Genomic DNA, 9,732 nt, shown 5'->3' with positions numbered 1-9,732 from the left:
TCATCGCCCGCGCGCTCACGCGCGAGGTGAACCAGCTCAGGCACCTGCTGAAGATGCTGCCCAAGGAAACTCAGAAGGGCGTGAACGACGGCACGCCGGAGGCGGTCGGCGCCGGCAAGTAGGCCGCGCGCCGGCGGCCAGCAGCACCCGCCGCTGGCAACCGCTCACGATCCGAAGCGCGAAGGGGCGACACCGCGAGGTGCCGCCCCTTCTGTCATGTGCCGCCATGCGGCCGCTGCCCCGGGGGTGCCGCCGCAGCCCGGCCTCGGAGCCGGTGCTGCCCGGGGCTGCCGGCCGCGACTCCGCCCCGCGGCCGCCCCACCCCCGGCTTTACCGCCGTCCCTCCAGGAACGCCATCACTTCCTCCACGTCCAGCCGGCTGCCCAGGATCAGCGGGGTGCGCTGGTGCAGCTGGGTGGGCTGAATGTCGAGGATGCGGATCCTCCCGTCGGTGGCGGCGCCGCCGGCCTCCTCCACCACCCACGCCAGCGGGCTCGCCTCGTAGAGCAGCCGCAGCTTGCCCTCGGGATTCTTCCGGTCGCCCGGGTACAGGTAGATCCCGCCATACAGAAGGTTGCGGTGAAAGTCGGCCACCAGGGAGCCCACGTAACGCGCGCTGTAGGGCCGGCCGGTGGCGGCGTCCTCGCACTTCACGTGGTCCACGTAGCGCCGCAGGTTGTCGTCCCAGCGGTTGTAGTTGCCTTCATTGCAGCTGTAGATGGCGCCGCGCTCGGGAATCCGGATGTTCTCGTGCGAGAGCAGGAACTCCCCCACGCTGGGGTCATAGGTGAAGCCGTGGACGCCGTGGCCGTCGGTGTACACCAGCATCACGCTGGCGCCCCACAGCACGTAGCCCGCGGCCACCTGGCGCGAGCCGGGCTGAAGGACGTCTTCCAGGGTGCCGTGCCCGCGGCGGGTGACGCGCCGGTGGACGGAGAATATCGACCCGATCGCCCCGTTGGCGTCGATGTTCGAGGAGCCATCCAGCGGGTCGTAGTTCAGCACGTACTTCCCGCGCGGGTACTTGGAGGGGATCTGGAGGATCCCCTCCTCCTCCTCGCTGGTCATGGCGCACAGCTGGCCCGTGTGGTCCAGCGTCCTGTAGATGGTGTCGTGCGCGAACACGTCCAGCTTGCGGACCTGCTCGCCGTGCACGTTTTCGCTGCCGGTGAAGCCGAGGATATTCACCAGCCCGGCCTTGGTCACCTCGCGGGTGATGATCTTGGCCGCCAGCGTGAAGTCCAGCAGCAGGGACGAGAACTCGCCCGTGGCGCCGGGGTGCCGGCGCTCCTGCTCCATGATGAATCGCCCCAGCGTAAAGCTGTGGGGAGGAGGCGCGTCACCGCCCGTATGGCTCATTCACCCTCCAGGTCGTCCTCCGCGCGCCCGGCCTTGCCGGCCAGGGCCGCCGCCTTCGACTCCGCCTTCGGGGGTTTCACGTGCTTCGCCACCATGGGGGCGGTCCCATTCAGCGCCAGCTTGCCGAACAGGTACTCGAACTTCTGCTGCAGCGCGTCGGCGATGGGGCCCAGCGAGCCGGCGGGGAGGTCCCACAGCTTCGCCTTGAACGGTCCGAGAGCTTTCTTGCGCGTCTTGTAGAAGAACTGCTCGTCGGTGTCCGCGGGCTTGCGCTCGTCGGCGGCGTTGGCGCGCAGCCACTCGTACATCTCCGCCTTGAGCGCCTTCGGGAAGGCCGGGTTGTCGTAGACCATGTTCTGGAACTCGGTGGCCAGGTGGATCTCCACCGTCTCCAGTTCCGGGAAGCGGTTGAACACCTCGGAGGGCAGCGTGCTGGCGCCATGCTGCACCGCACCGCCCAGCCCGTACTCCTCGCGGGCCAGTCTCGAGAGCTTGCCCAGGGTGTCGAAGTCCAGCTTCACGTCGGCCACCGAGCCGTCCGGCAGCGGCACGCCACCGTGCGAAGTGCCGGTCTGGATCGAGATCTTGCTGATGCCACGCTTCACGCCGCGCCTGCCCAGCGCGGCCAGGTACTCGTCCATGAACGCCCGCAGCTCGTGCTCGTCGCTGTTCTTGGAGCCCACCTCGCCGATCTCCCCGCCCACCGAGATGGTGGTGCCTTCGGGCTCCAGGGAACGGATGTGGGCGGTGATCTCGGCGCAACGCTCGCCGTTCACCCGCTGCTGGTCGCGCACCGTGGGCAGAGCCAGGTCCACCAGGGTGGAAGTGTCCACGTCGATGTTGTAGAAACCGGCGGCGATGGCCTCGACGCACAGCTTCTTCACCTCGTCGATCTCGCCCTGCGGGTTGGCGGCGTACTTCTTCGCGTTGGCCTGGAAATGGTCGCCCTGGATGAACACGGCGCCCTTCCAGCCCTCCTTCATGGCCGCGCACAGGATGCTGGCGGTGTACTCGGCGGGCCGCTGGAACGTGTAGGCCATCTCGGAGCGGGCGATCTCGAAGAGGAAGGCGCCGGCGTCGAGCTTGCGGGCCGCGCGAAAGGTGGCCGAAGCGGTGGCGAAGGTGAGGGTGCGCACGTTGATGGCCGGCGCGGTGAAGGGGCGAACCTCCCCCTTGCCGCGGGCCGCGTACAGGTCCTGGATGCTGGCCGGGTAGACGCCGATCGCGGCCGCGGCCTTGCGGGCCAGGGCGCGCGCGTGGTCCCGGGTGGCCTCGTCGGCCGACAGCGCGCCGGCGCGGGCCAGCAGCTCGGCGCCGCGGGAGCGCAGGGCGCCCTCGTCCAGGACGCGCACCTTGCCGCCCTGTACCTCGAGGATGCCCTGCAGCTGGCTCTCCAGCTCCTGTATGGACTTCGCTTCCATGGGAACCTCCGGAAAAGGGACGGGCGGCGTCTGCCGGGCGCGGGAAACCAACGTCCCGGGGCCGGCGCGGTGCCGCAGGCTCGCAAACGGGACGATTTTAGCAGAGCCCGGAAGGGGCGACAACGCAGCCCCGACACCCAACCCTTGCCCCGACCACCCTTTGCCCTTAACGTCCCGGCCATGCCCAGCACCTTTCCGACGAACGAGCCCTTCGCCCTGCGCCACGGGCGCATGTGCGCCGAAGCCATCCCGCTGGCATCGCTGCACCGGGCCGTGGGGCCCTGCTACGTCTACAGTCGTGCCGCGGTGGAGCGGCGCACGCGCGCGGTGCTCGACGCGTTCGGCCCCCGCGCGCACCTGGTGGCCTACGCCGTGAAGGCCAACACCAACCCCGGGGTGCTGCGCTGCCTGCGCGCGCTGGGGCTGGGCGCCGAGGCCGTCTCCGAGGCCGAGCTGGACTTCGCGCGGCGCGCGGGATTCCCGGGCTCCGCCACCGTGTTCAACGGCAACGGCAAGCGCGAGCGCGACCTCCGGGCGGCACTGGCGCATGGCGCGGCCTACATCAACGTGGACGGCTCCTGGGAGCTGCCGCGGCTGCAGCGAGCCGCGCACGAGGCCGGGCGGACGCTGGATCTGCTGCTGCGGGTGAACCCCGCGCTGGATCCGGACACTCACCCGCACATCGCCACCGGCCTGGCCACCTCCAAGTTCGGTATGGACTTCGGCGAGGCCGAAATGGTGGCGCGACGCGCCTCCGACTTCCCCGCGCTGCGCATGGCCGGGCTGCACGTGCACTTAGGCTCCCAGATCCGCGACGCGGGCCCGCTGCACGAGGGCTTCGCCCGGGTGCGCGACCTGGGCCTGGCCCTCGAGGGCCCCGGATTCCGGCTCGAGGTGCTGAACCTGGGCGGCGGCTTCGGAGTGGACTACGCCGGCACCGGGCGGGACCTGGACCTGTCGGCGCTGGCGCGCGGCCTGGACGACCCCGGCTTCTGGGGCGGCCGCCGGCTCATTCTCGAGCCGGGGCGCTACCTGGTGGCAGACGCCGGCGTGCTGGTGGGCTCGGTGCTGGGAGTGAAGCTCTCGCACGGGCGCCGCTTCGTGATCGTGGACCTGGGTATGAACGACCTGCTCCGCCCGGCCCTCTACGACGCCTTCCACGAGGTGGTGCCGGTGGCACCGCGCGAGGGCGAGACGGTGCTGGCGGATGTCGTGGGGCCCATCTGCGAGAGCGGCGACTTCCTGGCCCGCGATCGCGAGCTTCCGCCGTTGCTGGCCGGGGACCTGGTGGCGGTGCGGCACGTCGGCGCGTACGGGTACAGCATGGCGTCGAATTACAACGGCCGGTTGCGGCTGCCCGAGGTGTGGGTGGACGGCGACCGCGCGTGGCTGACGCGGCGCGGGGAGACACTCGAGGACCTCGCGCGGCTCGAAACCCGCGACGAGATCCCGCTGTGAGCGGCTTCTTCGAGCCGGCCGCGTTCGAGCGCTGGAAGGGGGACCGGATGTCCGGCGCCTCCGCGCTCACGCGCGAGGCCGCCGTGCTCCTCGCCGGGGCCCTCGGCCGACGGGGCGCGGCCGCGCTCCCGGAGCTGCCGGCGGCCCTGCGCGCGATGGCCACGGCCCACCCGGCCTTCGGTTCCCTGTGGCGACTGGCGGACCGCGTGGCGCGCGTGCACGCGAAGGCGATCCAGGAGGCCGCCGGCGCGGACGAGACCCTGGAACGGGCGACGGAATCCACGCGCGCATTCGCTGCCGACCTGTCGAAGGCGGAGGCCGCCCTGGCGCTGCGGGCGGTGGAGCTGGTCTCCCCGGGCGGGCTGATCGCGGTCTACAGCCGCAGCGGCGCCGTGGAGGCGACGCTGCTCGAGGCGCGCCGCCAGGGCCTGCGTTTTCGCGTCCTGCTCTCCGAGGCCCGCCCCGGGCTCGAGGGCCTGGCGATGGCCCGCGCCCTGGGCGCCTCGGGAGTGGAGTGCGTGCTCACCGCGGACGCCATGCTGCCCATGCTGCTCGGTCGCGCCGCGGTGCTGCTGCTGGGCGCCGACGCCATCACCCCGCGCGGCCTGGTCCACAAGGCCGGGACCTACCCGCTGCTCCTCGCCGCCCGCGAACTGAACGTTCCGGCCCACGTACTGGCGGTGCGCGCCAAGTTCCTCTCCCCCGCGCCGGGCACGCTGGACCTGCCGCTGCACCCCACAGAGGCGCTCCTGCCCGGCGGCACGCCGGGAGTGGAGGCGATCAACGCGCCATTCGAGGAAAGCCCGTTCGCGCTGTTGCGCGGGGTGATGACCGAGAGCGGCTATCTCGGGGTCACCGAGGCTCCCCAGGCGGCGCAGATGGCGCCGCTGCACGCGAGCCTGCGCGGGCAGGCTTGATGCCTACGCGGTCAGCAGGCGGTACAGGTCGCGGATGTGCAGCACGTCCTCCGGGAGAGGCCGGGCCGTGAGCAGCGCCCCGGCGGAATCGGCGTCGGCAGGATGGAAGCCGTGCATGGCGGCGGGCGCGCCGGTACCCATGTAGCTGGGAGCGATGAGTCGTCCCGGGTGCATCAGGAACACCAGGTCGCCGTAACGCCGGTCCGGGAAGGCCAGCCCGCAGCGGCGCATCTCATCCGCCTCCACCGGGGCCCCGTAGTCCAGTCCGCGGAGCAACGACTTGATGGGTCCTTCGGCCGCCGGCCGCTCGAACCAGAACCGCGCCATGGTGGAATCGTAGAAAGCCAGGTAGTCCCGCCCCTCGCGCAGGCCCAGCGCGGCCACCGCCGCCATCAGGTCGTGGCAGGACCGGGTGTCGGTCATGCCGTGGTCGGAGAACACGTACAGCTCCGGGTCACGGATGTCCGCGCCCCGGATTGCGCGCAGCAGCCCCGCGGTGCGGTCCTCGTAGCGGCGCACCCGCGCGCCCACCTCGGGGTCGTGCGTGCCCAGGCGATGCATCAGCGCGTCCAGCTCGGTGGCGTAGATGAAGAACGTCCGCACCGACGAGTCGGCGGCCGCGGCGATTGCCCGCTCGAACTTGTCCGCGTCGGGGCCCTCCCAGCCGGAACAGAAGTAACTGCGCCCCTGCTCCCGCCAGCGGTCGAACACCCCGCCCTCCGGGGCCAGCCCGCCCGGAGACCACAGGTCGTGCCGCTCGGTGTAGTCCAGCCGGCCCAGCAGCCACAGCGGGACGTCGTAGATCTGGAAGTAGCCGGTGATGTGCTCGCGCCGTCGCGTGGCCTCCCGGATCAGCCGGCGCACGCGGTAGCGGTGCTGCCACGAGCGCGGCAACAGCCGGAGTGCCGCGGTCCACGCGAAGGGGGAGCGTCCCAGCGCGCGCGGAAACAGCGCCCAGTGGCCGTGTTCCTGCGGCATGCGGCCCGAGAGGATCGTGGGGATGGCCCCGGAGCTGTACCCCAGCACCGTCTCGAGCGGGCGCCGGTGCGGCGCCAGCGTCTCGAAGGCGTGGAAGCGGCGCACCACCTCCCAGCCCATCGCGTCCACCAGCAGGAAGACCTGGCGCCCCTCCACTGCCATGGTCACTTGCCCTCCATCCAGACCGCGCTGAGCGTGGCTGCGGCCGCGTCCCACGCCGATCCCGGGCGCACCCGATCCGGCCACATCGCGGCCAGCGGCGCGGCGGACCAGTCTCCCGGGCGGCACAGCCCGGCCACCAGGTGCGGAAGCGAGGCATCGAGCCGCGCCGCCGTCTCCAGCCCGCGGGGCGATCCACCGCCGAGTGCCCGCCGGAGCCTGCGTCGCCACGTGCCCTGCCGTGCCACGAACCCGGCATAGCCGGCGGCGTCCGTGCCCGCCAGCGCCAGCGGGCCGTGCTCCAGCCAGCGGCCGGCAGCCTCACGGGCCTCGGCCGCAAAGTCCCGCGACTCCTCCGCCCAGTCCTCCGTGGGGCGCAGCTTGTGTTCCACCGCCTCGGCGTGCGCCTTCCGCACCGCCCCGGGCGCCTGCAGCGATGTCAGCGCCGCCGGACGCTCCGCGTACTTGAGGGGCAGAGTGCCGGCCGCCAGCAGGCGCGCGTCCCCCAGCGCCAGGTCCGACTTGAGCCGCGCGTTGAGCCGGAAGCTCGCGGAGCAGCGCGGGAGGTGCGCCGGCGGCGCGGAATCCGCGTCGCAGGAAAGCGCCGAGATCAGCAGCCCGAAGCCGCGATTGGCCAGCAACCGGTGCGCCTCCGACACGCGCACGGCCGCATCCAGCGCACGCGGCAGCCGCTCCACTTCCCCCGGCCCGCCCCACGCCACGCGGTGGCCGTTGCGGATCTCCTGGTGCACCAGCGTGCGCGGGGATCGCCGCCAGTCGGCGGCAGAGGCCCAGGCGAGGTCCACCGAGTCCAGCCCCCAGTCCGCCGCCCAGCGAAGCGCGCAATCGTGGGTGTCCGGCGGGGACGCGGAGTCGGTGCGGCGCAGCAGGATGAAGTCCACGTCGTTCCACGGACGGTAGCCGCCCCTGCGGGTGCGCAGCAGGCTGCCCTCCCCGCGCCCGAAGCCGCCGATCACCAGCACTCCCTCGAGGTGCCGGCCCCAGGCCTTCACGATGGCCGCCACCAGCCCGTCGAGCATCTGGCCCGCGGCGCTTTCGGCGGCCGGGTCGTCCCATGCGGTCCAGCTCACGCCGCGCCCGCCCGGGGGGCCGATCCGGGCCCCGCGGCCGCGCCCTCGGCCAGCGCGCGGTACATCTCGAGGTGATAGCGCAGTGCCGGACCCAGCTCCGCGAAGCGCCCGGCGCGCAGCACCGCCCACAGGTCGCCGGGAAGGCCGCGGAGCCAGGCCTGCTCGGGCAGCCCGCCGCCCAGCACCGGCAATCCCAGGCGCGCGAGCGCGCGCCCCTCTTCGCGGTAGCGCGCGCGCAGCGCCCCGGCGTCGTAGCCGTGCGCGTGGATCACCACGGCCTCGGGCACGTACACCACGCGCAGACCCCGGGCGAGCGCCCAGCGGCCCCACTCGAGGTCCTCCGCCAGCGGCAGGGATTCGTCGAAGGGATGCTCCCGCCACAGGCTGCGGCGGAGCGCGGAGGAGGCGTTGGACAGGATGGTGGGGGAAGGTCCCCGGTCGGGATAGGCGCGCCGCAGGTCGCGGGCCTCCAGTACCGACGCCACCGGGCCGGGAGCCTGACGCGCGAACGTGGCGGCCACCTCGGGCGAGTCCAGCGGGGCCAGGAGCGTGCGCAGCCATGCGTCGTCCGCGGGCACGGCGTCGTCGGAAAGGAACACCAGGATCTCGGAGGCGGCGGCGCGGGCCGCCGCGTTCGAGCTGCGCGCGTGGCTGAAGGGGCCCTCGAAGCGCACCACGCGCACCGGCCCGCCGGCCAGCGGCTCGCTCGCGCCTGGCGCCGGGCCGGTGTCCAGGATCACCGCCTCGAAATCCACGCCGCGCTGCGCCCGGACCGCCGCCACCGTGCGACGGAGCTGTTCTCCCCCGTCGCGGGTTCGGATCAGGACCGAGGCGCGCGGCGGGCCGCTCACGGCGCGCCCGCCTCCCCGGGGGGCCACGGCGCGATCCAGATGTCCACGCCACCCGTTTCGTCCTTGGAGCAGAACGCCAGCCATTTTCCGTCCGGGGAGAAGGCCGGGTAGTACGAGCTGGGCAGGTCCATCTCGATTCGGTGGCCCTTCAGCGCGGACTCCAGCGGGGCCACCCACAGGTGGTAGATGCCCTTCTCGTCGGCCGCGGCCCACAGCAGGTGGCTCCGGTCGGGCGTGAACACCGGGCACATCTCGAATCCCGGCATCTGGCTCCACGGCTGCGGCCGTCCGCCGGTGACCGGCAACCGGTAGATGTCGAAGTTCACCCGGCTCATGGCGCTGGAGAAGAACACCTCGGACTCGTCCGGGCTCAGCACGGGGTGGTAGATCACCTCCCGCGAGCGGAACAGGCAGGTCTCCGCGCCGGTGGCGATGTCGCGCACGTAGATGCCCTGGAGCGTGTCCCGCTCGGAGACATAGAGGATCCGACGCCCGTCCTTGAACCACTTGGGGAACAGGTTCACGTGGCGCGGGTCGGTGACCGCCCAGGCGCTGTCCGCGTCCATGCGCTTCTGCCAGATGTTGTTCTGGCCCTGCTGGATGCTCATGTAGAGCACGCTCCGGCCGTCGGGGCTCACGGCGGGCCAGGAGTCGTCCCATATGCCGTAGGTGAACTGCGCGGCGGTGTCGGTGTCGGCCGACGTGATCCACAGGCAGTTCCGTCGCACCTGCGCCTCCCGTCCGCTGGAGAACAACACCTGCCGGCCGTCGGCGGTCCAGGCCGGAAACCCGTTGAACCCGGTGTGGAACGTGAGCGGGCGCGGCTTGAGCGCCGCATCTGCCGGCGGGACGAGGCCGGCGCACGGCAGCGCGCACAGCAGTGCAACCAGGAGTGGGGCGGCGTGCCGCGCCGCGGTGCGTGTGGTGGTCATCCCGTTCCTCCATCGCGGTCCAGCCTGCGGGCATCCCGCAGCACACCGCGGGCCCTCGAGCGCTGGCCGCGCGTGAGCCGCGGCCCCAGCCGGGCGAGCAGTTCGTCCAGTTCCTCGCATTCGATTCCCATCCGGAGACTGCCCCGCGCATGGGCCAGGAGCTGGCGCGGCCGGTCTGAGCCCAGCAACGCCCCCACGGTCACCACCTCCCGGGCCGCCGGGGGCAACCCTGGCCGGGACAACACACGCCCGTAACCTACTTCTGTCATAAGGGCATCCAGCTCCGGGCTCAGCCTGCGCATGAAGTTCCGGAGCCCCGCGTACGTGGGTCCGTAGATACGCGCGCACAACTTTCCCCCCGCCCGCTTCCAGCTCGTCCGGGTGCCGCCGCTGGGCCGGCCCGGCCCCGGCGGGGAACCCTGGGGGCCGGACTGCCGCCACACGCGAAACGCCTCGATGGCGGTCGGGTAGCCCGAGAAGAGCACCAGCTGCAGCAGGGTTTCCTCCACCGCGCGCGCTCCGCACGCCGCTTCCGCACTGCGCAGCAACCCCGGGAGCGCCCGCCA

The 9,732-nt window shown here is 72.4% G+C and carries 9 protein-coding genes; 2 read left to right on the top strand and 7 right to left on the bottom strand.

Annotated elements, in window-relative coordinates:
* Positions 1-330: 330 nt before the first annotated feature.
* Positions 331-1,359, bottom strand: a complete 1,029-nt coding sequence (gene fbp, locus HZB25_01580) for a class 1 fructose-bisphosphatase (GenBank protein MBI5835911.1) — start codon at positions 1,357-1,359, stop codon at positions 331-333.
* Positions 1,356-2,780, bottom strand: coding sequence for a class II fructose-bisphosphate aldolase (locus HZB25_01575; GenBank protein ID MBI5835910.1), 1,425 nt, complete (start codon positions 2,778-2,780; stop codon positions 1,356-1,358). The genes fbp and HZB25_01575 overlap by 4 nt, the downstream gene beginning before the upstream one ends.
* A 180-nt stretch (positions 2,781-2,960) precedes the next feature.
* On the opposite strand from HZB25_01575, the gene lysA reads away from it, so the two are divergent.
* Positions 2,961-4,238 carry a diaminopimelate decarboxylase gene (gene lysA, locus HZB25_01570; protein MBI5835909.1) on the top strand — a complete coding sequence of 426 codons (1,278 nt, stop codon included), beginning with the start codon at positions 2,961-2,963 and terminating at the stop codon, positions 4,236-4,238.
* Complete coding sequence (locus tag HZB25_01565; protein ID MBI5835908.1) at positions 4,235-5,155, top strand: hypothetical protein; 921 nt, start codon at positions 4,235-4,237, stop codon at positions 5,153-5,155. The genes lysA and HZB25_01565 overlap by 4 nt, the downstream gene beginning before the upstream one ends.
* A 3-nt stretch (positions 5,156-5,158) precedes the next feature.
* Here the strand turns inward: HZB25_01565 and HZB25_01560 are convergent, their stop codons facing one another.
* Genes HZB25_01560 through HZB25_01540 form a run of 5 tightly spaced genes read right to left on the bottom strand, consistent with a single transcriptional unit; the run spans position 5,159 to position 9,675 of the window.
* The gene (locus HZB25_01560) at positions 5,159-6,301 is read right to left on the bottom strand and encodes an alkaline phosphatase family protein (protein ID MBI5835907.1); all 1,143 of its coding nucleotides are present in this window, start codon (positions 6,299-6,301) and stop codon (positions 5,159-5,161) included.
* Positions 6,298-7,383, bottom strand: coding sequence for a hypothetical protein (locus HZB25_01555; GenBank protein MBI5835906.1), 1,086 nt, complete (start codon positions 7,381-7,383; stop codon positions 6,298-6,300). The genes HZB25_01560 and HZB25_01555 overlap by 4 nt, the downstream gene beginning before the upstream one ends.
* On the bottom strand, positions 7,380-8,234 hold the full coding sequence (locus HZB25_01550) for a glycosyltransferase (GenBank protein MBI5835905.1): 855 nt from the start codon (positions 8,232-8,234) through the stop codon (positions 7,380-7,382). The genes HZB25_01555 and HZB25_01550 overlap by 4 nt, the downstream gene beginning before the upstream one ends.
* Positions 8,231-9,166, bottom strand: a complete 936-nt coding sequence (locus HZB25_01545) for a PD40 domain-containing protein (GenBank protein ID MBI5835904.1) — start codon at positions 9,164-9,166, stop codon at positions 8,231-8,233. Before HZB25_01545 ends, HZB25_01550 begins: the two co-directional genes overlap by 4 nt.
* Positions 9,163-9,675, bottom strand: a complete 513-nt coding sequence (locus tag HZB25_01540) for a carboxymuconolactone decarboxylase family protein (protein MBI5835903.1) — start codon at positions 9,673-9,675, stop codon at positions 9,163-9,165. The genes HZB25_01545 and HZB25_01540 overlap by 4 nt, the downstream gene beginning before the upstream one ends.
* Between the last annotated feature and the right edge of the window lie 57 nt (positions 9,676-9,732).

The sequence above is a fragment of the Candidatus Eisenbacteria bacterium genome (genome assembly GCA_016235265.1).
GTDB lineage: Bacteria > Eisenbacteria > RBG-16-71-46 > RBG-16-71-46 > JACRLI01 > JACRLI01.
The sequence above is the reverse complement of the archived record's forward strand: the minus strand, read 5'-3'. Positions and strand labels throughout refer to the sequence as shown.

What these genes read in the sequence shown, in the direction of transcription:
- fbp (MBI5835911.1), bottom strand. Translation starts at nt 1,359, where the DNA reads ATGAGCCATACGGGCGGTGACGCGCCTCCTCCCCACAGCTTTACGCTG.
- HZB25_01575 (MBI5835910.1), bottom strand. Translation starts at nt 2,780, where the DNA reads ATGGAAGCGAAGTCCATACAGGAGCTGGAGAGCCAGCTGCAGGGCATC.
- lysA (MBI5835909.1), top strand. Translation starts at nt 2,961, where the DNA reads ATGCCCAGCACCTTTCCGACGAACGAGCCCTTCGCCCTGCGCCACGGG.
- HZB25_01545 (MBI5835904.1), bottom strand. Translation starts at nt 9,166, where the DNA reads ATGACCACCACACGCACCGCGGCGCGGCACGCCGCCCCACTCCTGGTT.